Raw genomic sequence first — 26,641 nt, forward strand, 5'->3', positions numbered from 1 at the left:
CGGTACTCCTGGATGACCCCGGAAATAGCGGACCCGTCGGCTCTCGGGCTGAACCGACGGGACCTAGATGGGCGCGTAGGCCGGCCGACGCGCACACCCTGTTGGGGCATTACCATCCCCGGCCGCTGGCAAACATGGCAAACAGTGTGGGCCGCGAGCCGCCGGAACCGCCCTGAGCTGCGCAAACGAGGGTTTCCCCTGTTCAGGGGTGCATCGTGCCTAGACGGATCCGCCGACAAGTTCGGTCGGTTCGGGTCCATCCGGGGGCCTCGCGGACCGGTCCGACCCCGCATATTGCGAGTCGGCGAGGTCAACCTCGGCCAGGTCGATGCCCTTCGTCTCGCGGGCAGCGATGGCGGCGACGGCGCTGACCGCGGCGGCGCCCGCCAGGTACCAGGCGATGGGCACCGCCGACTTGTAGGTCGCGAGCAGTCGAACGGCGATGATCGGCGCGAGCGACCCGGCCACGATCGATGTGACCTGGTACCCGAGCGACACGCCCGAATACCGCATCCGGGTCGGAAACATCTCGGCCATGGCGGACGGCTGAACCGCGTACATCACTCCGTGAAACACCAGGCCGATGACGACCGCGGACATGATGATCGCGTTGCGTCCGCTGTTCATCATCGGGAAGGCGAAGAAGCCCCAGGTGCCGGTCGCGATGGCACCGGCGAAATAGACTGGGCGCCTACCGAATCGGTCGCTGAGATGCCCGAAAAAGGGAATGACCGCGAAATGCGCGGCGTGCGCGGCCAACAGCCACCACAAGATGGTTTTGGTATTCGCGTGCACCTGCACCTTGAGATAGGTGATCGAGAACGTGACCACCAGGTAGTACATGATGTTCTCGCCGACCCGTAATCCCATAGCGGTGAAAACGCCACGCGGGTAACGCTTTATCACTTCCAGGACGCCGGCCCGAGCTGATTTGTTGCGCTCTGCCTGTCGCTGCGCTTCGAGGAAGATCGGGGCATCGGTGACCTTGGTGCGGATGTAATAGCCGATCAGGACGACGATCGCGGACAACCAGAAGGCAACGCGCCAGCCCCAGCTGAGGAACTCCGCGTCCGACAGCGTCGAGGTGAGAACCAGCAGCACCGCCGTGGCCAGCATGTTCCCACCCGGCACACCGGCCTGCGGCCAACTCGCCCAGAACCCGCGGCTGGCGTTCGGGCTGTGCTCGGCCACCAGCAGAACCGCGCCGCCCCACTCACCGCCCACGGCGAAGCCCTGGACGAACCGCAGCGTCACCAGCAGCGCCGGGGCCCAGTATCCGATCTGAGCGAAGGTCGGCAGACAACCCATCAGGAAGGTCGAGACGCCCACCAGCAGCAGGCTCAGCTGTAGCAGCTTCTTGCGTCCATGCCGATCCCCGAGCTGGCCGAAGACGATTCCGCCCAAAGGACGTGCGGCGAAGCCGACGGCATAGGTCACGAAAGCGGCGAAAATGGCGTCGAGGTCGTTGCCGCCCTTGGCGAAGAAGACTTTGCCGAACACCAGTGTGGCCGCGGTGCCGTAGAGGAAGAATTCGTACCACTCGACGACGGTGCCGGCCATGGAGGCCGCGACTACTCGGTTGAGGTATGCGCGTCCGGCTCCGAATCGTTTGGGCTGCAACCCATTACTCACACTCACCGCTCGCCCTCCTTGGCGGACCGCCCACCTACTCGGGAGTCCGGGCCGCGTTGTTGCGGCTCGCGGGGATGATGGGCGTGCTGCGGATGGGAGCGTACCCTCCCTGACGTGGCAACGCGGGTTGTCCGTGGCGTTTGCCCCCGCGGCCCAGGATTCGCGGCGCCGCACTGGGTTTCGGTATGCCGGGAGCCGGCAGTTCTAGCGTCCCGGCCGAGGCGGCAAAGCCGGGGGACCGGAGGGTGGCAGCGGGACCTGGGGTGCCGAGGAAGGCAGCGCGGGCCCCGACGACGGCAGGGCAGGCCCCGTCGACGGTAGCGGTGGCGGCTCGGGGGGAGCCAGCTCCGTTGTCGTCGTCGTGGTCGTTGTTGTGGTCGAGTCGGTCGAGGTCGTGGTGGTGGGTGTCGCGGTCGCGATGCCGCCGGAGTTCTGGCCGATCCATAGCGCCGCCGCGATGGTGACGCCGGCGGCGGGCATGAGGGCGATCAGCCGGATGACCGAAGTCGTCATGTCAGAGCCTTTACTCCCGGGCAGAATCGGTATCCGCAAGTCGGCTCAAATGAATCCGCTATACGGATCAAGCAGGACAGATATTAGCACCGGGAGCAGCGCGAACAACGGGACGATGCGCATTCCACGCACTGTTCATGAGCGCTTCGAGGTGCGTTGGCGCGACGGCGGCCCGGGGGAGTGAGCACGGGCACCGTGGAACGCCTCTAGCAAATTCGCCTGGGAATGGCTTGAAAGCAGGGTTTCGACGCGGTCACGGATACATACCTATTAGCTGATCGCTAGTCACACGAGCCCCTTGGATCACTATCGTCACATGAGCCAACTGCGTACGTCAATGTGGCGTCTCGCTCCTGGAAAGGTATGACTTTGTCGGGGATTCTTCGGACCATGTCGCTAGCGCTGGTGCCGGTGGCCGCTATCGCGTACATCGTTGCGGCTGGACCCGCGCCGTCAGCAAACGCCACTCCGTGTGGTGCGCCCGACGCCAACATCGAGCCACCGCCTGGACAGCCGGCGATGCCCGCGCCGCAGCCGGTCGTCCAACCGCCGACCGGGCGAAGGCCCTCTCATACCAATGACCAGGCGCCGCTGCCCAAGTTGGGTCCGCTGATCGCTTCGTTGATCAAGCCGACTACCGGTGGCGGCCAGCGATACTCGGCGCCGATGGTTCCGCAGGCGGGGGTGGTGCCACCGCCGGCGCCGACTCCGCCCGCGCCTGGACTGCCGCAGTCACCGAACGCCACGCCGCTGCGGCCGAACGCGGCTCCGGCACCGGCTCCGCAGCCGGCGCCGCAGCCCGCGCCGGACGCGGCGGCACCGCCCGCCCAGATCGCGGGGGCGCCGACGTCGCTGGTCGACTGGGTGACGGGGCCGAACGGCCCGAACAAGACCCTGCAACGGTTCGGTATTTCCGGTACCGATCTCGGAATCGTCTGGGACAACGGCGATGCCGCCAACCGTCAGGCCTTGATGGCCTTCGGCGACACCTTCGGCTACTGCAAGGTCCGCGGTCAGCAATGGCGGTACAACGTGCTGTTCCGCAGTAACGACCATGATCTCTCGCAGGGAATCCACATCGCCGACGGTGTGCCCAACAACAACTACTCCGGCTCCCCGGTGTGGAGCAACGGCCTGTCCAAGCAGGTCGTCAACACCATCCACAAGGCGAGCCACGAAACGGGCATCATTCCGACGTCGGCCATGTCGCTGGGCCGCACGCAGTACATGAGTTACATGTCGATCCGCCACTGGGGTCACGACGGCGAATGGTCGACGAACTATTCGGCCATCGCGAGGTCGAACGACAACGGCCAGAACTGGGGGATCTTCCCCGGCTCCATCCGTACGGCCTCGGCGGATGCCGTGCCCGGCGCCGGGTTCACCCCCGGCAACGAGAACTTTCAAATGGGTGCGTTCATGAAGGGGCAAGACGGCTACATCTACAACTTCGGGACGCCGTCGGGACGTGGCGGCGCGGCCTTCCTGTCGCGCGTTCCCCCGAACAACTTGCCGGACCTGTCCAAGTACCAATATTGGAATGGCGATAACGGTGGGCACTGGGTCCCGGCGAACCCGGGTGCGGCGACGCCACTGTGGCCCGGCCCCGTGGGCGAGATGTCGGCCCAATACAACAGCTACCTGAAGCAATACCTGGTGCTGTACACCAACGGCGGCAGCAACGACGTGGTGGCGCGGACCGCGCCGACGCCGGAGGGGCCGTGGAGTGGGGAGCAACCGCTGGTGTCGTCATTCCAGATGCCCGGCGGCATCTACGCGCCGATGATCCACCCCTGGTCGTCGGGTCGGGACCTGTACTTCAACCTGTCGCTGTGGTCGGCGTACGACGTGATGTTGATGCACACGGTGCTGCCGTAGCCGCTTCCGTCAGGACGGGGCGATGATCCGGTGTTCGTAGGCGAAGACGATCGCCGCGGCGCGGTCGCGCAATCCGAGCTTGGTGAAGATGCGACCGATGTGGGTCTTAACGGTGAGGCCCGAGATGAAAAGCTCGTCGGCGATTTCAGTGTTGGTGTGTCCCTTGGCGATCAGGGTGAGCACGTCCTTCTCCCGCGGAGTGAGCTCGTCGATCGAGACGGCGGGCGTGACCGACGGTGCGGCGCTAGTGCGATAGGCGTCCAGGACCCGCGCCGTGACCGCCGGGTCGAGGTAACTGTTGCCGCTGCCGACGGCTCGCACGGCTCGGATGAGTTCCTCGGCCGGCGAATCCTTGAGCACGAAACCGGCTGCACCGGCCCGCAATACACCCGATAGCAGTTCGTCGTCGTTGAATGTTGTCAGCGCGAGCACCGGTGGCCCACCGGAATCGGTCAGCCGCCGGGTGGCCTCGATCCCGTCAACGCGTTTCATCCGTAGATCCATCACCACGACATCGGGGTGATGTTGCGCCACGGCGTCGGGAACCTCGTCGCCGTCCGAGCATTCGCCGACCACGACAATGCCGTGGCGGGCGCGCAGGATCAACGACAGGCCCGACCTGACCAACTCCTGATCGTCGACGATCAGGGCGGTCACGGCGGGTTCGTTTCCGGTCACGATGCCTGTATTCGTGTTGGACAGTCGGATTCGTGCGCACCCGACGGCACGCTGGCATGCACCGACCACGCATCTCGGATGGGTCCGAAATTAACTGTGCCACCGAGCAATTCAATGCGCTGCATCATGCCATGCAACCCCCGCCCGGGTGTGACCGTTCGCTCGCTGTCCGCGGCGGAGAGCTCGTTGACGACATTGAGTGTCGCCGCGGTGCGCGATGCGGTGAGGGTAATCCGTACCGGCGCGTCGGGCGCATGCTTGGCGACGTTGGCCAGTGACTCCTGAGCGATCCGGTACAGCGCCAATCCCGCGGCCGCGGAAACGTCGTCGAGCGATCCGCTGACCGCGAAACTGACGTTCAGCCCCGCCCTGCTGAAATCCTCGACCAGGCTGGGGATATCGGCAATACCGGGTTCTGGGGTAAGGCCCGTGGTCTCGGCATCGAGCAATCCGACGGTGCGGCGGATGTCGGCCATCGCCTGTCGCCCTAAGTGTTCGGCGCGCTGCAGGGCACGAACGGTTTCCTCGTCGACGCCGTCATGCTCGAGCGCGTGGCGCGCGCCGGTCAGATGCAGCAAGGTGACGCTGAGTGAATGCGCGATGACATCGTGCACTTCCCGCGCGATGCGCCGGCGTTCGTCAGCGGCGGCGTGCTCGGCCAACTGGTCCTGCATCAGGCCCTGCTTGGTCAGCAGGTCTTGCTGAGTGCGCATCAGATAGCCGACGAGCCAGCCGATCGCGACGAAAGCCAAATACAGCGCCGGGGTGTTCAGGCGGTGCATCGCCGCCGCGTATACCAGCAGGGCAGCCGCGGAAGCGGCGGCCAGGGCGCCGCCCCGCGCCGTAGTGATAGCGCTGACCATGCCGACGGTCAGGGTCAGCATCAGCGGGGCGAAATCGCCGGTAATCGCTGTGGGAGTGGCGAACAACAGGATTGCGGTCCCCGCCATGAACGCCGCCCACAACGTGGGTCCCTCGTGCCTGTTCATGATGCCGCTGAGATCGAAGGTGAAGAACACGATCTCGGGGCTGAACGCAATCACCATCGCGATCACGACGATCGGCCACTCTGAATCGGGACGCTGCAGGGCCGCGATGCAGCCGATCACGACCATCATCGCGTCGAAACCCGCCACGACGGTCATGCTGAAGCCGGAGGGCAGCAACTGTTCTTTGCGTCGCGCCCAGGCTTGCACGCGGCGCTTCAACGCGTCCGGCATGGCCTGATCGTAGAGCGCGCGAGAGCCATTGACATCATCCCGGGGCAGGCTTGGAATGTCCTACCCCGGTAGTACATTCCAACTCGTCACAGTCTGTGCATCTCGCGAGACATCGCTGCATCCTCGATGAAAGCCTCGCGATGCGGGTGGTGGTAGCGCTGCTGGGGTGCACTGCGCGGCACTCGCGTCCGAAATGCACTGCGGATCGCCTCGGCGCTACCCACCACCAAGTCCGCAAGCAGACGACCAATACTGTTGCTTGGCAACGGAAATGATCCGACGCCGACCGAGGTTGAAGTTGCGGGGAGAACCACCCCGGCGAACCAGCCGGTAACCAATGCGTGTTCGACTGGGCCCGAACGCCGCCACACAGCGCCGACGTCAGCCATCGGATCGCGCTTCGTGTTGTGTCATGAATCGACGCTACGAATTTGGGCTGTCGACCCACATCGTGCCCAGGTTCGATCTTGATCTGCGACCGTAGTAGGAGCCGCGCCGCGCAAAGTCTGCTACCGCCGTATCACCCGATCCGAAAGTTCCTGGTCTGGCAAACGGAGCGCAGTTGGGATAAAGATGTGGTGGGGGAGACCGGCCACGGCCTGTATCGCTGCATTGGAGAGCAGTGCTTGAGGGGAGGCGAATTCGGTGCAGACCAACACGCGCTCCGCACGGATCGTCGCCACGAGGATTCAGCCGCCCACCTACTTAGGCAAGCTCGTCGCACGCGACCGTCTTATTGATCTGCTGCGAGCCAACCGCAGCAAGCGCCTGGCCTTGATCCACGCGCCGGCCGGATTCGGCAAGACCACGCTGGCGATGCAATGGCAACGCGAATTGCGTGCCGAAGGCGTTCCGACGGCATGGATCAGTCTCGACCGCGACGACAACGACGTCTTCACGTTTTTGGGGAACCTGATCGAGTCGGCCCGTCGCGTCGAACCCACCGTCGGAGCCGAATTGGCCGATCTCCTCGAACAGCATTCTCGCGACGCGCAGCGTTATGTGCTGGCCGAGTTGGTCAACCACGTCGCCGAATACCGCCAGCCCGTGGCGATCGTGCTCGACGACTGGCATCTGATCGACGACGCCGACACGATCGCGGCGCTCGAATTCCTGCTCGACGTCGGCCCGGACAATCTGCACCTGATCGTCACCAGCCGAACCCGCACACCGGCGATCGGCAAGCTCAAGGTGCGCGACCAGGTCAGTGAAATCGACGCGACGCATTTGCGATTCGACCAACGGGAATCCGCGGCATTCCTGCTCGAGCTCAACGCCCTCGAACTCGACGGCGAAGACGTGCTGCGGCTGTGGTCGAGCACCGACGGCTGGATCGCCGCACTGCAACTGGCCACCTTGTCGCTGCGCAATACCCAGGACGCGTCGGCGTTGATCAGCGGTTTCTCCGGCCGTCACCACTCCATCGGCGACTATCTCGCCGAGAACGTGCTGGATGCCCTGCCCAGTGCGCTGCTCGACTTTCTGCTGACCACCTCGATCTGCGATCGCCTGTGCGGTGGCCTCGCGGCGGCCGTCAGCGGCCAGCCCCGCGGGCAGGCCATTCTCGAAGAACTCGAACGCCGCGACATGTTCCTGATGCCCCTCGACGACAACCGCGAATGGTTTCGCTACCACCACCTCTTCGGCGGATATCTGCGCCAGCGCCTGGAGCGCGACCATGCCGACCGGATCCTCGAGCTGCACCGGACCGCCTCGGCGTGGTTCTCCGAGCAGGGCCTCCTCGGCGAGGCGGTCACGCACGCGCTGGCCGCGGGTGATGACACCGAGGCCGTTGATCTGGTGGAACGGCAGGCCATGTTCCTGGTCGAGCACAGCCGGATGGCCAGCCTGCTCGGGCTGGTGAACAAACTGCCGAAGGATCTCTTGCCCGGCAGGCCGACGCTGCAGATCGCGGTCGCGTGGGCGAATTGTCTGCTGCAGCGGGCCGAAGACGCGCAGATCGCACTGGATCACGTCCGCGCCGCCCTGGCTGGTGCGACCGATGCGGCCTCCGCGGACATCCTCGGCGAAGCCGACGTCGTGCAGGCGTGTACCGACGTCTACCGCGACCGCATCGACCGCGCCGCCGCTCTGGTCGCGCCGTGCATCGTGGAGAAGCCCAGTTGCCGGCCGTTTCTGGTGGCGGTCTCCGCCAACATCTGCACGTTCGTCGACATCCACACCTTCGCCTACGACACTGCCCTGGCGCGCCAGCAGTGGGCCAACCCATTTCACGCCATGGCCAGCGGCCCTTTTGCCGGTGTGTACGGACGATGCTTCGCGGGACTGGCCGCGTTCGCCCAGCTCGATCTGCGCACCGCCGAACAGCGCTACGTCGAGGCCCGCGATCTGGCGCAGAGCATGGCCGGCGAGCATTCCCACGCCGCGCGGTTGGCGGGCGCACTGGTGGGTCGGCTGTGCTACGAGCGCGGCGAAATCGAAGCGGCTGAAACGCTTTTGGAGGAATGTCACGAGCTTGGGGCGGAAAGCGGTGTTCCCGACTTCATGATCGCGACCTACTGCACGCTGGCACGCATCAAGGTCTTGCGCGGCGACATCGATGACGCATTTTCGCTGCTCGATGAGGGAAGTATTGCGGCGCAACAATTTTCGCTACCTCGGTTATCCGCGGCCATCGACAGCGCACGCTTGAGCCTGCACCTGGCCGCGGGCGACGTCGACCGTGCGCGCGACGTTCTCGCCGGCCAGGACACCGCGATTCCGTCGGCGTCCAACGGCATCGAGTTAGCCGTCCGTCACTACCGCCTCCACATGCAGGCGCAGATCCTCGGCGCTCACGGCGATCACGACGGCGCGACGGCCCTGCTGGTTAAGGTCCCGCAGGAATGCCGCGCCGCGGGAGCACGGTATGGCGAAATCGGCAGCACCGTCGCGCTCGCCAGAGCATTTTCATTGGCCGGCGACACCAACGCCGCGGCGGAGGTGCTCGTTCCCGCGCTGGTCGCCGGAGCGGAATCCGGTCTGGTTCGCACCGTCGTCGATGCCGGGCCCGAGTTGCTGAATGTCATTGTCGGACTTCGCGAAGCGAGCCGAACCGGTCGATGGGCCGCCGAGTTGCCAGAGGTGCCGGCGGAGTATCTGTCGTTGCTGCTGACCACGGCGCACAACGACGCCCAGAATGCTGCGATTCCGGTGATTGGCCGCGCCGGGGAGCGCAGCTCCCTGCCCGAGGAAGAGCTCAACGGCCGTGAAGTCGAAATCCTGCGGCTGCTGGAACGCGGCCTCACCAACAAGCAGATCGCCCGCAACCTCGGCGTCACCATCAACACCGTCAAGTGGTACCTGAAGAACATCTACGTCAAGCTCGGTGTCGCGCGACGCGGCGAATCAATCGCCGAAGCACGTCGACGCCAGATCCTGACTTGATCCGATCAATGAAGACGGTCGAGCAAGCTTCGCGCCGCCGCGGTGACCCGTGCACGGTCGAAGGTGATTGACATCTCGTAACGCCGATCTCCGTCACCGTCGGGCCCGCACGTGGGGAACGTTCGCTCACGCGCGATCAGCGCCGCAGCGGTGTCGGGGCCGAGCACCAGGACGGTCGACTCGCACGTTAAGGGATCGTCGTCGTCGAGCCGCACCTGCCTGACTAAAGGTCCCAGCTCCGCGGGCAGATGCTTGCCGAAAACCGCTACCAGCGGCGAACTTTCGGCGATTGCCGAGAGATTTCGGCTCGATATCTCGTGAATGTCCTCGGAGCCTCTCAGCGTGAAGAGAATCATCGGAGGGGTTTCGGCGTTGACGGCTATCCGGCCGATGTGTCGGGCGAGTTCGGTCACGGTCTGCTTGCGGACGATCCGTGTCGTCGGAACGGCCTCTGCCAGAACGAGGTTCGCCGGGTCGACCTTCGTCGGGGGCTGTGTTGTTCTCATCGGCCACGAGAACGCCCGTGGCGTAATGGGCAGCTCGCCGGGGGCGCCGAACCGGATGCCCTGACCCAGTGTGGCGCCGTACGCCAACGCCTGTTCGAGATGGTCGTCGGTTTCGATACCTTCCGCGCAAATCACGGCGCCGGTCCGTTCGTGGTGCGCGGTGATGGCCGCGACGGTGCGGGCCTGCATCCGATCCGGCTGGTGCTGTATCAAGCCCATGTCGAGTTTCAGGATTTCGGGCGACAGCACGTCGAGCAACACCAGCGAATCGGGATGTGAGCCGATGTCGTCGAGTGCGATCGCGAATCCCAGGGAACGCAGTGCCGCGACCTTACGCAGAAGTGCGCGCGGATTGGTCAACAGTCCCCGCTCCGTGACTTCGAACGTGAGGCGGAAGCGTGCGGCGGCGTGCATGACATCGTCGTCTTGCGCCGGGTCGATGTGCGTGGTCGCGGGTTCGCAATTGATCAGCAGCAGCATCCCGGGAGTCGAAGTACCCAGCAGTGCCCCTCGAGCCGCCGCTCGAATGCACGCCCGGTCCAGCGTATTCAACCGGCCGGTCTGCGCGGCGCGGGTGAAAACGTCGGTAGGCGATGGATTGTCCAGCTCCGGCCAGCGTGCGAGCGCTTCGTAGCCAACTACTGTCTCGCTCGGCAAAGCCACGACCTGCTGAAATGCCGAGACCAGCCCCGTACCCGCGACCGCTTCATCGAGAGCATCGGTCATCGTCGGATTCGGGGTTTTCACGCGGCTAGTCGAGCGAACGTCCAGCGGTCATGAATTTAACGCTAACGCCGAACACCGTGTTTGACCGCGTCGCCCACCCCTTTTTCCCCCGCTGGCTACCCCTACGGGTGGCGGTTATGTTGGACGTCCGTAGAATAGCGACGTTATTTGTCACGGCCCGCGGGCCCCGGATGGGCATGTCGATGGTGAAACAATCCGATAATTACGACCTGCTCAGTGCCTATCTAAAAAACCGCGGTCTGCAAATCGTTTGGCAAAGATCGAATTTCCTTGTCATCGCCGCGCAATCCGCGCTGCCGGTGATCATGCTGTGGAGTCCAACCGGACCCACCCAGCCGGCGTTGCGGGCGATATCGGTCTCGATATCAGTGCTCGGGCTAATCGGCGCAACGCTGTGGTTGTTCCATTGGCCCACCCGACGAGAGTCGGTGCTCTTCGCGTTTTCGGCAATGGCCGCCATTGCCGTCGCGTCCTTGTGCCTATCCAACCCTTATACCGGCCTGATGGGATGCACCGTTTTCGCCATTCTGGGTGGCTTCATCGCGTACTTTCACTCGATTCGTCTGGTGCTCATCAACTTCGTCCTGGCCGTGGTCTGCGCGGTGATCCTGGCGGATCGATTCATCGAGGCCAGCGGCGACGTCGCCCTGATCAGCGCCGGGCTGATTACCGTTGCGGTGCTCAATCTCGGTGTGCCCTTCGGCATCGTGTCGCTGATGCACACGCTGCGGAACGACCTTCGAAGTACTGACCGCGATTCACTGACCGGCTTGCACAACCGGCGCTCGTTCTACAACGCGGTGTCTGAGCTGATGGCGCTGCACGGCCGACCCGCGGGCACCTACCTGGTGACCGTGGTGATCGACCTGGACAACTTCAAGCAAATCAACGACACCCAGGGACATGCTGTCGGCGACCAGGCGTTGGTCGCCGTCGGCTCGGCGCTCGAGCAGACCTGCCGACCCGCGGCGGTGATCGCGCGTGTCGGCGGTGAGGAATTCGTTGTCGTCGACACCGCCGCCACGCCGCAGCATAAGAATATGACCGAACGGCTCCGCCAGGCGGTCGCCGACATTCCGTTCGCGATCACCGCCAGCATCGGGACTGCTGCCATTGCGCTCAATGAGCTTTCAGCGATCGCCGACATGGAAGTCATCGACGATTTGATCGGCACCGCCGACGCCGCGATGTATGAGGCCAAACGCGCCGGAGGCAATCGGGTCTGCCACTTTCCGGAGCTGATACCGCGCTCCGCACGGCTGCCCGTGTCCGGCTCGTAGCTCCTGACCCGCCGGAGACCCCGAAGGAGCCTGGTAGGCAGGGGCTTTCACGTCGAAGTGTTTGCGTCGTGGCGCGCTTTTGGACGGGCCAAGATCATGAACGCATGGATCAGAGCATCTACACCCAAATCGGCGGATACGAAGCTATCGAGGACGTAGTCGACGACCTCTACGATCGCGTGCTTGCCGACGATGAACTTTGCGGCTTCTTCATCGGAACGAACATGAACCGCCTGAAAGGAAAACAGGTGGAGTTTTTTGCGGCCGCGCTCGGTGGGCCCGAGTCCTATACCGGCGCCCCGATGAAGCTAGTCCATCAAGGACGAGGAATTGCCATGCGTCACTTCGACTTGGTCGTGCAGCACTTGGTCAATGCGCTGAATACGGCCGGGGTTCCGCCGAGAACGATGGGGCAGATCATCTCCGCGATTGCTCCACTTGCCCCTGAAATCGCATCTGGTGGCGCCACCACGGCGCCGCTGAGCTGAGCACGCCACAGGTCGATCGCAACTCCCAAGAGCCACAGGCTATTACGGGAGTGGCCAGGGCCGTGCCGCGGTCAACTTGCGGCGGGGCAATCCTTGGTGTGATGCGACATCAGACGCCTACGGTGATCGCAAGTCCGTTGCGTCACACCGTGCATACGCGCCTCGCTCGGGGTCAGGCCGAAGTGTTGCTTGAACACGGTGTTGAAGGTGCTTCTCGAACGAAAGCCACTGGCGATCGCGATGCTGTCGATCGAGGTGCTCGACGGCGACTGGCGGAGCAGATCGGCGGCGCGGGTAAGTCGTGTGGTGCGGATCAGATCGCTGGTTGTGGTGCCGGCGCGCTGCAGGGCTAGCTGAATTTGACGGACCGACCAGCCCAACGAGTGGGCGACACCGGTTGGCGTGAGGTCGGGATTGCTGGCGTAGCGCGCGACGTGTTCGCGCACCGCCTGCTCGACTGAACCGAGCGTGTCAGGAGCTCCGCCGCGACCGGTCATGCAAGCGAACAACAGGTCGTTGATGGTGGCGCAGGAACGGGAGAACTCGTAATCGTCGAGGGTTTCGTACTGCATGCTCACGGTCGAGATCATTGAGCTGACTACCGAGCCGAGCCCGCGCCGGAAGTCCATCACGACGGGGCCTTCCGGCAAGTTGAGGGGTCGGCGTGCGTCCGCGACATCGAACGTCCAGCCCCGAGCCCAGGAGCCGTGGCGGATCTGAAGGGCGCGCGACTTGCTCAGGAGCAGAGCCTGACCCGGTTGCAGCTGGATCTGACCGCCGTCTTGCTCAAAGTCGAGGACGCCGCTGCGGATGATGAAGAGCATGCTCCCGAGATCGCCGTCGGCGCGCACGTCAGCGTCGGTCTTCGCATAGTGCAGGCCCTCTGACCAGAAATCGACCACGCGGTGATCTCCGTTGTGCTGAACGATGCTGCCCGCTCTGAATCTCGCCGTCTCGGGGAAGAGGAAGTGCAACGAACCGTGATTTGCACAGACATGGTCGACCCAGTACCCGGCCGGATCGTCCAGGGCGACGCGCGTGTCGCTGCGCTCTGCGACGTAAGAACTCACCACGCCGGGAGGCCGCGCCTTGGCGCTGAATTGATTCCCTGTGTTCATCGGAGCTCGGAATCGCCTCTTCCCACACTCGCGTCTGACTAAATGACCATCAAGTATCCCCGTCTAGTAGACGTGGGCTACTGGACGTGCGCGACCCGGCGCATTGTGTGCGCAGACCACCCATCGTTGGCTCTACCTCATAGCCAGCGCACTGCGGCGGGCAAATATTTCCGATCCGCGCGTCATCCCAATTCGCGGGGAGTCAGCCGCTCGAGGGTGCGCAGGAAGATCCGTCGCTCCCCGGCGTCGAGTTCGCCGAGCCAGCGCTCTTCGCCGCGCTGTATCTCGCTCTGTACTGCGTCTTTGACGCGTCGGCCCGCTTCGGTGATGGCGAGCAACCGCACTCTGCGATCGTCCGGGTCGGGCCGGCGTTCGATGTATCCGTCGTCCTGGAGGTCGTCGAGGGTGCGAATGATCCGGGTCTTGTCGGCGCCGATCGCCGCGGCCAGCGCGGCCTGGGTACGCATCGAGGACCGGTCCAGCGCCAGCAAGACGACGTAGCCCCACATCGTCACGCCGTGCGCGTGCAGCACCGGCTCCTCCGCCGCGACCAACTCGCGCAGCAGCGGCGCGAGCATCGCGGCGAGGTCAGGGCGCCGTTCCGGCGACTTCGCAGCCACCGCGTCATGATAGGCATTGCAATATTGTATGCGTGTGCATATCATATGAACATGCTTACTAACTCAGCTGACATCCGGCCGGTGCACCGCGTAGCGGTGCTGCACTCGATCGACATCGTCAACACCGTTACGCGCGACGACTTCGGCAGGCCGACGCCCTGCGGAGATTGGACACTTTTGGACCTTCTCGCCCACATGACCGTCCAACATCGCGGATTCGCCGCGGCGGCGAGAGGCGCCGGCGCGGACCTCGAGAACTGGAATGTGGATAGCGTCGTCGACGCGGTGCGGGCCGATCACGCGAGTGCCTATGCCGATGCCGCACTCGACGTGATCGACGCATTCGCGGCCGACGGCACGCCCGAGGCACTGTTCGGACTACCCGAGTTCGGTGCCGGTGCGGCGGTCCCCGGCGCGATGGCCATGGGCTTTCATTTCGTCGACTACGTCGTCCACGGCTGGGACGTCGCCGCCTCACTGGGCCTGCGCTACGAGCTACCCGCCGACGTCATCGCCGCCGCCCTGCCCCTTGTGCTGGCCGTCCCCGACGGCGAATTTCGCAGCGGGCAGGGCGCGCCGTTCGGCCCCGCCATCGAGGGGCCGGGCGGCGAAAACTTCGACCGCGTCCTGAGCCATCTCGGCCGTCGACCGGACTGGGCGCAGCGATACTCGACGGCCACGCGCCGATGAGTGTCCTTGTGCGAGAAAGCATTTAATTCACGCTAATCGCGGCGCAATACGTCGCGCAAAGTGCCGCAGTGAATTTGGTTGCTCCTCAATGCATCTGCGGATTGCCAGAGAAATGGCCCTGTTGTGCGCGCGCATCGTGCTCCGCCAGGCCGGAATTCGAGCGAGAAACCCAGCGAAGCGCATCGGTGCGTATTGCCACCGTGCCCGCACGTTACTGTTCTCTAGTCGGCCTCAGCGGACAACCGAATAGAACAGGTGGGGACACTCATGACCGCAGCAGCACCCTCGTCGGCGCTCGACTCGCGGGTCGGCCACTACTACCGGATGGAAGACATTTACCAGGTCGGCCGCGAGAAGCTGCGCGAGTTCGCCCGTGCCGTCCAGGACTATCACCCCGCGCACTGGGATGTCTCCGCCGCCGCCGAGCTGGGATATTCGGACCTGGTGGCGCCGCTGACGTTCACGTCGGCCCCGGCCATGGCAGCCAATCGGCACCTGTTCGAATCGGTGGTCATCGGTTACGAGATGTACCTGCAGACTGAAGAAGTCTTCGAGCAGCACCGACCGATCGTCGCCGGCGACGAACTGCACATCGACGTCGAACTGTCGTCGGTACGAAGGTTCGCCGGCAGAGACTTGATCACCGTCACCAACACCTTCACCGACACCGCCGGCGAGCGGGTGCACACCTTGCACACCACCGTCGTCGGCGTCACCTCCGAGGATGTCGACCCGGCGATCAGGGCGACCGCGCAGAAAGTGATGATGCACGACGTGAACCTCGCCGGGATCGACTACTCCGATGCGGACTACCAGAAGACGGTGCGTCCCGCGGGCGAGGTGCGGATCGCCAACGACACGACCCGCACCCCTGGGACGCCGTCCTTTGAAGAGGTCAAGGTCGGCGACGAGCTACCGGTGCAACACGCCCGACTGTCCCGCGGCGACCTGGTGAACTACGCCGGGGTGGCCTGCGACGCCAACCCGCTGCACTGGGACGAGAACCTCGCCAAAATGGCGGGACAGCCCGATGTGATCGCCCACGGAATGCTCACCATGGGGTTGGGTGCTTCGTTCGCCTCCACATGGACTGGCGATCCCGGTGCCGTTACCCGCTACGCGGTCCGGCTGGCCCAGCCGGTGATCGTGTCGGCGGCCGAGGGTGCAGACATCGAATACAGTGGCCGGATCAAGTCGTTGGACCCCGCGACCCGCACGGGTGTCGCGATCGTCACCGCGAAGTCCGGTGGCCGAAAGATCTTCGGCCTGGCGACGGTGAACGCCCGCTTCCGCTGACTTGGCGGCAGCCCGTGGTATTGGCGCCGCGCGATCAGCCGAACCTGCGGCAGTCCCGGATCAATAGCGAAAAGTCTGCGCCCACTTAGCATTTGCGTTAGGTATTCGCCTCAGGAAACCTCGGTGAGGGCGGCGTCGAGTTGCCCGGTGAGGTGTTTCCAGTACAGCCAGTCGGCCACGGCGTGGCGCTGGGCAGTCGGGTCGGCCGAGGCGTGAGCCTCGGTGAGGATGACTTGTTGGCAGTGAGCGGTATAAGTATGAAACGCACGCACGTGTGCGGTTCCTCGCCCGGAAGCGCTGCTACCCATGGTCCGCATTAGCCGCGCCCACAGCTTCAAGCGTTCATCGGCCGGCGGGCCGGTATCGGCAGGTGCCGGCGGAAGCAGGTCGGTCAGCCGCCCTTCGGGGGTAGCGGCCAGTCGTTCGGCGGCCTCGGGATCGACTACTTCCAGCCGGGACCGGCCGATCATCTCCCCGCCGTCGGGGATGTCGTCGGGTTGCAGCACGACTCTGGCCGCGCCGGGATCGGAGTCGGCGAACTGCTCCGCGGTGGCGATCACCGCCCGCAACTGGGCGCCGCGATGAGTCGCCCACCCCTGCACCGCCAGCATCGGATAGGTAGCCCAACTCGCCCGCTCAGCGGACGGGATCGTCTGGTCAGCTGAGGCCATGTGCACCTGGTTGGGCAAGAACACCCCTTCGGGTATGTAGGCCAGCCCATAGCTGTTGGCCACCACGATCGCGCCGTCCGTCATCAGCGCGGTCACCCAGAAGAAGCCGAAGTCCGGTGCCAGGTCGACGACCGGTGCGTTCAGCGCGGCAGCGATGCGCCGCGCCAACTGCAGCCGGTCGGTGCCGTCGCGGCGCGATGCATCGGCCGTGGCTGCCCCGGCGATCGCATCGCGTTCGATCCGTGCCCGCGACGCCGGGATCATCGCCATCGCGGCGCCGTCTGCCGACTGCGCGGGATCGGTCGACGCGCGAGACGGGGAGGGTTCGCGCTGCGCCGACGCCCGGAGCTTGGCCGCCGCGGGGCTCATGCGTGGGCTGTTGCCCGGGGCCATGCCGTCGCCCCCAACACCCCCACCCGCCGCCGTGATCGGAGCGACGCCAGCTCCGGCGGCACCCGATGCCATCGGCATGACCGGCATGCCGGTCGCGCTGGCCGGCGACATTCGCGGCGAGGTGTCCGGCGGTCCACCTGCCGGCGGTGGCGCGTCGGTCAGCGGTGCGGCAGCCAGGTCATCGTCATCGTCACCGGCACTGCGTGAGGACGCGGCCGGACCGCGCGCGGGGCCCGCAGCAACCGTTGCCTCGGCCGGCGCCGCAGCAGGTGTCGGCGAGGCCGGTGACGAACCAGGAAAACGCGGTCCGCCCGGAATCGACGGCGGGACGCCCCCCGCGGCAGTCCCGGGCACATACGGCTGGGGAACTACCGGTGTCGGCGGCGAGGTGTCCTCCTGCCACGACCCGCCCTTGGAGTCCTCGTCCCCCGGCCTGGAGTCGGGAGATTCTTCGTCGCCCGGCGCGGACCCCGGAGGCGTTTCGTCGCCCGGCGCCGGTGATTCTTTCTGTTCCAGTAGTCGCTGCAGCGCGGTATCCGGCGGTTCCCAAGCCTTGCTTGCGAGGATCCGCTCGGCGGTCACGGCAACAACGCCGGCGTTCGCCCCCTGCGCCGCGGAGACCACCGCATCGATCGCGGCGGTGCGCTCGGCTTCGTCTCGCCTGACGTCACCCTGCAGCATGGCGATCTGCCCGCGAGCATCTTCCACGTTGTCGGTGATGTCTGACTTTGCTCCAATGAGCGACATGGCGATGTACCTGTGCCAGGTAATCGCGGTGGCAAGACTGTTTTGCAGCGAAACCAATCCAGCTACGTCTGCTTCCAGCTGGTTGTTGGCGGCGCCGGCGGCATTGCCCGTCCAGACGCCACCCGTGAAAACCTCGCCTTGCTCATGGCGGCAGTTTCCCAAGACCTGATTGACCTGTTGCAACACCTGCGTGTACTGCTGGGCCCGGTCGTAGTGAGTGTTCTCGTCGACCCCCGGCCATCCACCCGGCGTAAGCATCCGCTCGACATACTCGCCCGTCGGCCGCGCCAGGTTCATCGCCTACTCCTGTCCTAGTAGCGCCGATCGGGTGGATTGGGATCGCTCGGCCGAAGCGGGTCGGCTTACTGCTCGGGCACGTCTTTGGCAGCGCGCAGACCGACAACGCCTTCGGTCCACGCCCGGTTCTCCGTGTACAGCGCGTCGTCGTCGCCCGCCACGCGTTTGCCCTTGCCGGCGCCTTTGTCACCCTGGCCGCCCACCGGAGCGCCGCCCATGCCCATGCCCCCGGACTGGCCCGGCACGCCCCGGCCCAGGTTTCCGAGCCCCGGCGCGGCCCCGGCAGGCCGTGCCGGCGCGTCTGCGATTGCGGATCCCAACGGCATGTTCGGCATACCGGCCCCACCGAACGACGCCGGTTTGACACCGGCTGGCAGGGGCGGCGGCTTGTTTCCGGCCATGTCCGGCAACGCCACATCCAGCTTCGGGACGGGCGGCTTCGGGGGCATGCCGTTGAAGCCGGTGAGCCCGCCGGGGAAATTCGTGAGTGGATTGCCGGGGTCCGGGAGATTGTCGTCGGGTATCGGAATTGACGGGTTGATCTGGTACGCCGACGGCGGCTTCGGCGGACTCACCGGCGCAATGGGCAAAGCGGCCCTTGACTGGTATCCGGCGAGCGCGGTTTCGGAGTTCTTCTGTAGCTCCGGCATCACCCGGGCCGCGAAAGCCGGACCTTCTTTATTGTTCGGCGCATACGCATTTAGCTCGAACCAGGTGAGCCAGTTGTAGTCGAGCACATCGCTTTTCGGTATCAGCCACGCAATGATCCCGGAGTTTCGTTCATTGCCGAGACGGACCTGGCTCCACCTCACGTGCTCATGGCGAGCCCAGCCGTGCGCGGTGACGACCTGTCGGGCCTGACCGGCCAACTGGACGCACAAAGCCGCCATTTGATCCAGCCAATTCTGCTGTGCATTGAAATTTTCCTCAACGGCTGCCCGCGCCTCACCGTGCCACTGCAAGAAGGGCCGGAACCGACTCCGCGCATCCAGCAACGCTTGCTGGTACTTTTCCCACGCATTCGCGAAGTCGTTGAACGACTTGCCCTGATCGAGTTGCTCGAGTTCATGCGCGGTTTCCAAAACATCTTTGAAGGCACCCGGTTCGGGGTCTCCCGCCGCGAGCGGCGTGGCACCGAGTGTTGCCGGTTCGAAGTCACCAGCCGCATCCCGGGGGCCGGGCATCACCACTCCGACGACGGACGTTTCGGTCTCGATGGCCTTCTTGGCGTGGTCGTCGGTGCCCTCGTAGGCTTTGGCCGCATTTCGCAGCGACTCTGCCAGACGTTTTCGCTCCTGTTCACCAGCCATCAGGAAGAGCCGTAAATTATCGGCGGACAGCACAAGCTGAGCGGCCGCGTTCTTGACCATCGCGAGGGCACACGGCGGCTGGGGAATTTCAGTGGGGACGCCCGGTATCGGGGCTTCCAGTTCGGTGGCTCTGGCTAAGAGTTCAGTTACCTCAACACTGAACGTCCCCGGATGTGTCATAGCGACTCATCTCCTGCTTGTCAGAATCCATCACGAAGAAAGCTGGCAACTATTGTTGCCGACGTTCGTTCATCGATATCCCGAAGCGACTGGGGCCATTTCGTCGGCACTGGCATGGCGCCCCGGCATCATGGTTAATAAGCCTAACCTAGGTTGACACAAGCTATTCGCGGCAAAATTCGGGCCTTCGGATGCAACGGCGCTGCAGTCCGCCAAGCCGGCGGCCAAAACACCAGCAAACCTCAGCCGGCTGGCCGGTGGCAATCAGATGTATAGCGGATAGCTAAGAGTCAATTCTTGGACGTTCCGCTGGTAGTAAGAGTGCCCCCGGCAGGATTCGAACCTGCGACACCGGCTTTAGGAGAGCCGTGCTCTATCCCCTGAGCTACGAGGGCGGACGGGCCTGAGCTTACCGTGACGGCGGGCTCAGGCCCGTTGGCCGCGACTGCGGTCAGCGCAGTTCGGCGATCACCTTCGAGAAGTTGGCGATGTTGTTGTCCTGCACGGTGAAGGAGGACACGCCGTACTTCTCCCGGTAGGTGCGCAACGTGTCGGCGATCTCGGCGGGTGAACCGCTGAGCACCGAGGGCTGGGACAGGATCTCCTCATCGGAGAGCTCGGGTGCGTAGGCGCGGGTGAGTTTCAGGTCGGGCTCGGTCTCGCCGTCGCGCGGCATCGCCGTGATCGCCAGGTTCAGCTCGAGTGTGTCGAACCGATCGCCGGCGGCCTTGCGGACGAAGTCGACCCGTTCGGCGAACGGATCCTCGACGTCGTTTACCTTGGAGCCGGTCAATCCGATGATGTTGGCGTTGCGGGCCGCGATGGTCAGCACGCGGTCACCGTTGCCGGCGATGATCAGCGGCGTCGACGGGTGGTGTTCCTTCAGATACTTCGTCATGTGCTCGAGGTAGTCGACCCGGGCGCCCGCACTGGGATAGGGGATCTCCGCGGCCTCGAACTCTTCGCGGACGTAGCCGGTACCGAGCCCGATCTCGAGTCGGCCGTCGGAAAGCAAGTCCAGGCCCTGCATGTCCCGGCTGAGCAGGGCCGGTTTGTAGAACGCGGAGTTGAGCACGTACATGCTCAGCCGCAGCGTCGTGGTGTGCATTGCGACCGCGGTCAGGGTGGGAAAGGGTGCCGCGGCACCCAAATGGTCAGGAACACAAAGAATGTCGAAGCCGGAATCTTCCGCGCGCTTCGCCTTGTCGAGGAGTGCCTCGCGCGACTTGAAGAACCGCATACTCATGCCAAATCGAAAATCCTTGGCCACCAACAACCTCCGTTAAATGAGTTAGGAATAATTACCAGGAGCGTGCCGCGGCTGCCAACCCCCGCACCAGGGCGGAGGTGACCGGCGACAGGCCATCAGACCCCGGCAGCGGGCTGCGCGGGCTGAGACCTCTGACGCGAACGGACAATTCGAGTTGTGTTCCGCCTTCGCGTACCCGGTTTACCGGGTTGTCAGGATGTAGCCCCCGTAGTTCGAGCGGAATATCGTCGAGGTCGGTGACGACCTGATAGCCGCTCAGCTGAATGTGTCTGGCGAGGTGGGTGGCCAGCGCGCGATTGCGGCCCCCGGCCAGCAGTTGCGTGCTGCGCCCGATGCGGCCATACCCGTGCAGCGAGACCGCGACGTCGACATGCTCGAGAAACTCAGCGAGTCGCGGTGATTCAGCCGGATCGAACCGCGCCGACGGTAAGTGATGCGGGTAGCGGTCGGGATGGCGCAACAGATACACGGACGCGCCCGCGGCGTCGGCCGCGCGTTCGGCAATGACGTCGGTCATCTCTTCCAGGCCGCCGCCATGGATGGCCAAGAAGCCGAAACGGGACCGCAGCCGACTGGTCTCGAGCACACCCGGCTGGATCAGCAGCTCCGAAAGTGACTGTGGCCCAGGCCCGGACGCCGACCTTGCGGAGGCCGGGCGAGGCCAGCGGGTGGGATCCCAGCGCCGTAAGAAGTCGATCCAGCGTTGCGGAAGCCCGTGATGGACGGCGCCGTCGATGATCTTTGGCAGGTAGCCGGGGCGGGGCGGTCCCGGGGTCGTCCGGTCGTCGATGTAGACCCAGGCCGGTGCCGGGCCGTCGTCGGTGTGCACGGTCAATTCATCGCGCCGGTAGCGCACCGGAACGCCCTCGGCGCTGTCCAGGGCGGCCAGGTCGTGGTCGGAAAGTTGCCAGAGCACCCCGTGCACCTGATTGCCGGCGAAGGGTTCGACGGTCGCCACGCCGCGCTGATTGATCAGCCAATCGTGATCGGACAGCACCGCCGGCCGCGGATCGGTGGCATCGGGACAGCGTCGCGCCATTTGTCGGACGCACAGGTTGGAGCCATATGCGAAGTAGAGATGCCGGCGCGTCTGCATTCAGCGGCTCACCGTCAGACAATTCGGCACCAGGTGAGCCTATGTGCTTCGTATAGCTATGTAAAACAAGGTCCGAACTACGGCCTCTGCGGCTCGTCCGGCTGGCCGCGCGGCCTACGGGCAGTAGGTCGATACGGCGAGGTTCACCATCGCGGTGGTGTCGCCGAAATTAATGCCGCGCGGGCCCAAGGTGTTGTGGATGTCGTCCGCAATCTGTTGCGAAGACCAGCCATTCCACCGGTCGGCACAGATGTGGTGCGCCATAAAGAGGATGTCGCCGTCGTCCCCGGGCGGCCACGTGAATCCGAGGGCGCGCATGTGGGCCAGGAAGTTGGCGTCAGCGGTATCGGCGGCCGCGACCGAAGCGGTCGACACCAGGGCGACGCCAACCATGAGGGGGGCGGCGAGTCCGGCCAACCAGCGGGATAAAGGCATTTGATGCGTTTCCCTTCCGTCTTCACGTTGAAGGCCGCGTAAGTGTGCGAGTCGAAAGCGGCGCAAATATGAAGAATAGAGAAATCTTGGACAAAGCACATGGAACGGCTAAACAGTGAACGCTCGATTGTCAGTGCGGTTTCACGGTCAGATAGATCAGCACCACGTTCAGCACGCTCACCAGTAATGCGACGCCCCAGCCGATGACCGTCGTGATCGGGTGGTTGGTGTCGGCGCCCATGAGCTTGCGATTGCTGGTGAGTCTGACCAGTGGCAGCACCGCGAACGGAATTCCGAACGACAGCACGACTTGCGAGATCACCAATGAGCGGGTCGGGTCGAGACCGAATGCCAGCAGCGCGACGGCCGGGCACAACGTGACCAAGCGGCGCACGATCATCGGTATTGATCGGTGCAGCAGACCTTGCATGATCATGGCGCCGGCGTAGGCGCCCACCGACGACGACGCCAGGCCGGACGCGAGCAGTCCGACCGCGAAGAGCACCGCGATCGTCGGGCCCAACGTGGTGTGGATCGCGGCGTACGCGCCGTCGATGGTTCCGGTCACTTCGCGGCCCTGCAGGTTGATCGCCGCGACGAGCAGCATCGCCGCGTTCACCGTCCCGGCGACGGCCATCGCCAGCACCACGTCCAGCCGGGTGACGCGCAGCAGCCAGCGTCGCTGCGGGCCGGGCTCGGGATGTCCGTGCCGATCCAACACCAGACCCGAGTGCATGTATACCGCGTGCGGCATCACGGTGGCGCCCAGAATGGCGGCGGCCAGCAGCACGCTTTCGGCGCCGTGGAACCGCGGCACCAATCCGCCGAGCACGGCGTCGGGCGGGGGCGTGGCGACGAAGAAGCTGGCCGCGAACCCGATTGCGATGATCAGCAGCAAGCCCGTGATGACGCGCTCGAAAAGAATTTGGCCGCGCCGGTCTTTGATCGACAGCAGCAGCAACGAGACCACGCCGGTGATGACCCCGCCGAGTGGCAACGGCAGACCGAACAGGATCCGCAGCGCGATCGCGCCACCGATGACTTCGGCGACATCGGTTGCTATCGCGACGATTTCAGCCTGTGCCCAGAAGGTCAGCCGGAGCGGGCGGCTCATCTCCTTGCCGATCGCCGAGGGCAACGAGCGCCCGGTGACCAACCCGAGTTTGGCCGAAAGGTACTGCACCAGGCCGGCCATCACATTGGCTGCGACGATCACCCACAGCAGTAGGTAGCCGAACTGCGTGCCGGAGCTGACGTTCGCCGCGACGTTCCCCGGATCGACGTAGGCGATCGCGGCGACGAATGCCGGCCCGAGCAGATACCAACTCGTCTTCAACGAGGCCCGGGTGTCCTGCGCCAACTGACCGACCTTCGCTGCGTACGTATTACCGAATAAAAAAGTGAGGGTAGCCGATAAACGCCCGGGGCCGAACCTCGGCCCGCCGGATTAGGTGGCGCCGATGCTGCCGCCGCCGTCGACCCGGACGATTTGGCCCGTGATGTAGCCGGCGTCCTCGTGGAGCAACATGCAGATCACGTGCGCGATTTCGGCGGGGGTGCCTACCCGCTGCAACGGGATGTCCTTGAGAACCAGCGCTTCGCGCGCCGACCCGACGGGGCTGCGTTCCCGGTACATCTCGGTCTCGATCGGCCCCGGGGCCACGGCGTTCACGGTGATGCCAGACGACGCGAGCTCACCGGCCCAGATGCGGGTCGCGGTCTCCAATGCGCCCTTCGCGGCGGCGTACGGAGTGCGTTCATCGACGCCGGTCGTCGTCAGGCTGCTGATGTTGACGATGCGACCCCACCCCGCCTCGACCATGCCGGGCAGCACGGCCTGCACCACCTGCACCGCGGTGCGCACATTCATGTCGTACGTCAGGGACAGGTCGTCCAGATCGATCGACCCGATGTGGCCGAACCGGGCCAAGCCGACGTTGTTGACCACCGCGTCGACCGGGCCTTCGGCGACGATCGCTTCGAGGGCTGCCGCGGTGGCCGCCCGATCACCCAGGTCGACCGCCACGAATTGGCCCGGAAAGTCCGGCGGCGCCGTGCGCGCGAGCCCGATCGGCTCGTAGCCGTCGGCGGCCAGACGGTCTACGACCGCACGCCCAATTCCCTTCGACGCCCCGGTGACCAGCACTCGCCGCTTCGACATCGCCTTCCCCTTTCGCGCTCGCAGATGCGACCGTTTAGGGGAACGCCGAAAGGCCCGCGTCTCATGCCGTGCGTTCGATCACCCGGGCAAGTAGGGCCCCTTACCGGTGACCAGTGGCAGGTCGAGGGTGGTCACGATTCCCGGGGCCGCGGCCACCACTGCCGGGATCGCATTGACCACCCGCATCGCGGTGGCCACCAATCCGGCGTGGTTGTGATCGCCGTTGGGGCTGCCCAGGCAGACGTCGACCGCGTAGGACGGTTCGCCGGTGATCTCGATGCGATAGGAACCGCCCTCTTGAGCGGGTTGCGGCCACTCGGGGCACAGGTCCTCGCGCAACCGGGTGACGTGTTCCAGCACGACGGCGGCCTTGCCGTCGACCATCCCGAACACCTCGAACCGCAGTGCCGCGGCGGTGCCCTTGGCGATATGACCCGACGCGATGTCGAAGTCCTCGGGCGCAGGAATCCGGACGTACTCCTGAGTGACGGCGTCGAGCGTGATGCCCAAGCCCGCTGCGATTTGCCGGATCACCGATCCCCACGCCAAGCTCAGCACACCGGGCTGCAGCAGCATCGGCAGCTCGTCCATCGGCTTACCAAAGCCCATGACGTCGAACATGACCGCGGCGCTGTCGTAGGTCGCGTAGTCGACGATCTCCATGCACCGAATCTGCTGGATGCTCTGACAGGTGCCGGCCAGCGCCAGCGGCAACAGGTCGTTGGCGAAACCGGGATCGATCCCGTTGACGTAGAGACTCGAATTTCCCTCGCGGGCAGCATCTTCCAGCGGCTTGATCAGCTCCTCCGGAATCACTTCCCATGGGTATTGCAAAAAGACCGGTCCGCTGCCGACGACGTTGATTCCGGCCGCCAGGACACGCCGGTAGTCCTCGAGTGCCTCGGGCAGCCGGTTGTCGGCCAGTGCGTTGTACACCGCGCACTGTGGCCCGGTGGCAAGCACGGCATCGAGGTCGGTGCTGGCCAGCACACCGGTCGAATCCGCAAGTCCGGCAAGCTCTGCCGCATCCTTACCGGCTTTGGAATCCGAGGACACCCAGACGCCTCTGAGCTCGAATTCGGGGTTGGTGATAAGCGCTTTCAGTGCGTGGACACCGACATTGCCGGTGCCCAATTGGACGACGGGGATGGGCATGAGGGGCTCCTTAGCGGTGGGTGGTCACAGGTCCGGGACGGGGATGTCGAGATTCGGGTAGGTGAGGCCACCGTCGACCTCGAGCGTTTTACCGGTAAGGAAGCTGCCCGCTGGCGACGCCAAATAGACTGCCGCAGCGGCAATGTCGACCGGGTCGCCGAGGCGGCGCATCGGGGTCACCTTCTCCATCGGCTCGCGCAATTCGTCGTTGGAGGCCACCACGTCGAGTGCGGAGGTCAGGATCGAGCCGGGCGCGATCGCGTTGACCCGGATGCGTGGGCACAGGTCCAGTGCGGACGATCGCGTGTAGTGAGCCAGCGCGGCTTTGGCGGTGGCGTAGGCGGCGAATCCGCGTCCGGCCAGCCGGCCCATCGTCGAGGTGATGTTGATGATGCTGCCGCCGCCGGAGTGCTCCAGCATCAACGGCACCGCCGCGATGGTGAGCGCGTGGGCGGTGGCGACGTTGAAGGTGAATGCGTCCTTGAGGTCTTTTGTCGACGTGGTGAGCAGCGTGTTGGGCATGGTCCCGCCGACGTTGTTGACGACGATGTCGAGCTTCCCGAAGGCCTCGACGGCCTGCTCGGCCAGCTTCGCGGTGGCCTCCGGATGAGCCAGGTCGGCGGTCACGATGTGTGCCTTGCGACCCGCGGCGCGGACCTCTTCGGCGACGGCCTCTAGTTGGGATTCCGTGCGCGAAGCGATCAGAACGTCGGCGCCGGCTTCGGCGAACGCCACCGCGATGGCCGCCCCGAGACCACGGCCGCCACCAGTGATGACGGCGACTTTGTCGTCGAGACGGAACCTGTCAAGGATCATTACGGCCTCTCTTCGTTGAGTTGTCGGCCGAAACGGAAGCAAGACCGACCGTCTCGG

22 protein-coding genes and 1 tRNA gene are annotated in these 26,641 nt (G+C 65.0%); 6 read left to right on the forward strand and 17 right to left on the reverse strand.

Annotated elements, in window-relative coordinates:
• Positions 1–219: 219 nt before the first annotated feature.
• Complete coding sequence (locus LMQ14_RS04985) at positions 220–1,638, reverse strand: MFS transporter (protein ID WP_420714612.1); 1,419 nt, start codon at positions 1,636–1,638, stop codon at positions 220–222.
• Positions 1,639–1,836: 198 nt separating this feature from the next.
• A complete protein-coding gene (locus LMQ14_RS04990) occupies positions 1,837–2,145 on the reverse strand; it encodes a hypothetical protein (RefSeq protein ID WP_267733710.1) in 309 nt (102 codons plus the stop codon).
• A 390-nt stretch (positions 2,146–2,535) separates the two neighbouring features.
• On the opposite strand from LMQ14_RS04990, the gene LMQ14_RS04995 reads away from it, so the two are divergent.
• A complete protein-coding gene (locus tag LMQ14_RS04995) occupies positions 2,536–4,023 on the forward strand; it encodes a DUF4185 domain-containing protein (protein ID WP_420714613.1) in 1,488 nt (495 codons plus the stop codon).
• 9 nt (positions 4,024–4,032) lie between these two features.
• Here LMQ14_RS04995 and LMQ14_RS05000 read toward each other — a convergent pair whose 3' ends face one another.
• Positions 4,033–4,701, reverse strand: a complete 669-nt coding sequence (locus LMQ14_RS05000; RefSeq protein WP_267733712.1) for a response regulator — start codon at positions 4,699–4,701, stop codon at positions 4,033–4,035.
• A complete protein-coding gene (locus LMQ14_RS05005; RefSeq protein ID WP_267733713.1) occupies positions 4,698–5,921 on the reverse strand; it encodes a sensor histidine kinase in 1,224 nt (407 codons plus the stop codon). The genes LMQ14_RS05000 and LMQ14_RS05005 overlap by 4 nt, the downstream gene beginning before the upstream one ends.
• Positions 5,922–6,566: 645 nt before the next feature.
• On the opposite strand from LMQ14_RS05005, the gene LMQ14_RS05010 reads away from it, so the two are divergent.
• A complete protein-coding gene (locus LMQ14_RS05010; RefSeq protein WP_267733714.1) occupies positions 6,567–9,308 on the forward strand; it encodes a LuxR C-terminal-related transcriptional regulator in 2,742 nt (913 codons plus the stop codon).
• Between the two features lie 5 nt (positions 9,309–9,313).
• On the opposite strand, the gene LMQ14_RS05015 is transcribed toward LMQ14_RS05010, so the two are convergent.
• The gene (locus tag LMQ14_RS05015) at positions 9,314–10,561 is read right to left on the reverse strand and encodes an EAL domain-containing protein (RefSeq protein ID WP_267733715.1); all 1,248 of its coding nucleotides are present in this window, start codon (positions 10,559–10,561) and stop codon (positions 9,314–9,316) included.
• A gap of 185 nt (positions 10,562–10,746) precedes the next feature.
• Here LMQ14_RS05015 and LMQ14_RS05020 point away from each other — a divergent pair, with 185 nt between their 5' ends.
• Together LMQ14_RS05020 and LMQ14_RS05025 are read left to right on the forward strand one after the other, a co-directional pair.
• Entirely contained in the window at positions 10,747–11,841 is a 1,095-nt protein-coding gene (locus tag LMQ14_RS05020) for a GGDEF domain-containing protein (protein WP_420714614.1), read from the forward strand.
• A 104-nt stretch (positions 11,842–11,945) separates the two neighbouring features.
• Positions 11,946–12,329 carry a group I truncated hemoglobin gene (locus tag LMQ14_RS05025; RefSeq protein WP_267733716.1) on the forward strand — a complete coding sequence of 128 codons (384 nt, stop codon included), beginning with the start codon at positions 11,946–11,948 and terminating at the stop codon, positions 12,327–12,329.
• Positions 12,330–12,400: 71 nt separating this feature from the next.
• On the opposite strand, the gene LMQ14_RS05030 is transcribed toward LMQ14_RS05025, so the two are convergent.
• Both LMQ14_RS05030 and LMQ14_RS05035 read right to left on the reverse strand, forming a co-directional pair.
• Positions 12,401–13,447, reverse strand: coding sequence for an AraC family transcriptional regulator (locus LMQ14_RS05030; protein WP_267733717.1), 1,047 nt, complete (start codon positions 13,445–13,447; stop codon positions 12,401–12,403).
• 182 nt (positions 13,448–13,629) lie between these two features.
• Positions 13,630–14,025 carry a MarR family winged helix-turn-helix transcriptional regulator gene (locus tag LMQ14_RS05035; RefSeq protein ID WP_267735354.1) on the reverse strand — a complete coding sequence of 132 codons (396 nt, stop codon included), beginning with the start codon at positions 14,023–14,025 and terminating at the stop codon, positions 13,630–13,632.
• 87 nt (positions 14,026–14,112) lie between these two features.
• Here LMQ14_RS05035 and LMQ14_RS05040 point away from each other — a divergent pair, with 87 nt between their 5' ends.
• Both LMQ14_RS05040 and LMQ14_RS05045 read left to right on the forward strand, forming a co-directional pair.
• Positions 14,113–14,757, forward strand: coding sequence for a TIGR03086 family metal-binding protein (locus tag LMQ14_RS05040; RefSeq protein WP_267733718.1), 645 nt, complete (start codon positions 14,113–14,115; stop codon positions 14,755–14,757).
• A 267-nt stretch (positions 14,758–15,024) separates the two neighbouring features.
• Complete coding sequence (locus LMQ14_RS05045) at positions 15,025–16,053, forward strand: fused (3R)-hydroxyacyl-ACP dehydratase subunits HadA/HadB (RefSeq protein ID WP_267733719.1); 1,029 nt, start codon at positions 15,025–15,027, stop codon at positions 16,051–16,053.
• A gap of 110 nt (positions 16,054–16,163) precedes the next feature.
• Here the strand turns inward: LMQ14_RS05045 and LMQ14_RS05050 are convergent, their stop codons facing one another.
• The 10 genes from LMQ14_RS05050 to LMQ14_RS05095 all read right to left on the reverse strand — a co-directional run bounded on the left by LMQ14_RS05050 (position 16,164) and on the right by LMQ14_RS05095 (position 26,584).
• Entirely contained in the window at positions 16,164–18,161 is a 1,998-nt protein-coding gene (locus LMQ14_RS05050) for a hypothetical protein (protein ID WP_267733720.1), read from the reverse strand.
• 65 nt (positions 18,162–18,226) lie between these two features.
• Complete coding sequence (locus LMQ14_RS05055; protein WP_267733721.1) at positions 18,227–19,651, reverse strand: PPE domain-containing protein; 1,425 nt, start codon at positions 19,649–19,651, stop codon at positions 18,227–18,229.
• Between the two features lie 322 nt (positions 19,652–19,973).
• Positions 19,974–20,046 (reverse strand) — tRNA-Arg (locus LMQ14_RS05060).
• Between the two features lie 56 nt (positions 20,047–20,102).
• Positions 20,103–20,927 (reverse strand): LLM class F420-dependent oxidoreductase, encoded by an 825-nt coding sequence (locus LMQ14_RS05065; protein WP_267733722.1) that lies wholly within the window; start codon positions 20,925–20,927, stop codon positions 20,103–20,105.
• Positions 20,928–20,952: 25 nt separating this feature from the next.
• Positions 20,953–22,017: a poly-gamma-glutamate hydrolase family protein gene (locus tag LMQ14_RS05070; RefSeq protein ID WP_267733723.1), complete on the reverse strand. Its 1,065-nt coding sequence runs from the start codon at positions 22,015–22,017 to the stop codon at positions 20,953–20,955.
• 114 nt (positions 22,018–22,131) lie between these two features.
• Positions 22,132–22,452: a DUF732 domain-containing protein gene (locus LMQ14_RS05075; RefSeq protein WP_267733724.1), complete on the reverse strand. Its 321-nt coding sequence runs from the start codon at positions 22,450–22,452 to the stop codon at positions 22,132–22,134.
• A 130-nt stretch (positions 22,453–22,582) separates the two neighbouring features.
• Positions 22,583–23,812 (reverse strand): Nramp family divalent metal transporter, encoded by a 1,230-nt coding sequence (locus LMQ14_RS05080; protein ID WP_267733725.1) that lies wholly within the window; start codon positions 23,810–23,812, stop codon positions 22,583–22,585.
• Between the two features lie 87 nt (positions 23,813–23,899).
• Positions 23,900–24,613, reverse strand: a complete 714-nt coding sequence (locus LMQ14_RS05085; protein WP_267733726.1) for an SDR family oxidoreductase — start codon at positions 24,611–24,613, stop codon at positions 23,900–23,902.
• A gap of 78 nt (positions 24,614–24,691) precedes the next feature.
• The gene (locus LMQ14_RS05090; RefSeq protein ID WP_267733727.1) at positions 24,692–25,768 is read right to left on the reverse strand and encodes a diacylglycerol kinase; all 1,077 of its coding nucleotides are present in this window, start codon (positions 25,766–25,768) and stop codon (positions 24,692–24,694) included.
• A gap of 24 nt (positions 25,769–25,792) precedes the next feature.
• On the reverse strand, positions 25,793–26,584 hold the full coding sequence (locus LMQ14_RS05095; protein WP_267733728.1) for an SDR family oxidoreductase: 792 nt from the start codon (positions 26,582–26,584) through the stop codon (positions 25,793–25,795).
• Positions 26,585–26,641 lie beyond the last annotated feature (57 nt).

It is taken from the genome of Mycobacterium sp. Aquia_213, assembly GCF_026625985.1.
GTDB lineage: Bacteria > Actinomycetota > Actinomycetes > Mycobacteriales > Mycobacteriaceae > Mycobacterium.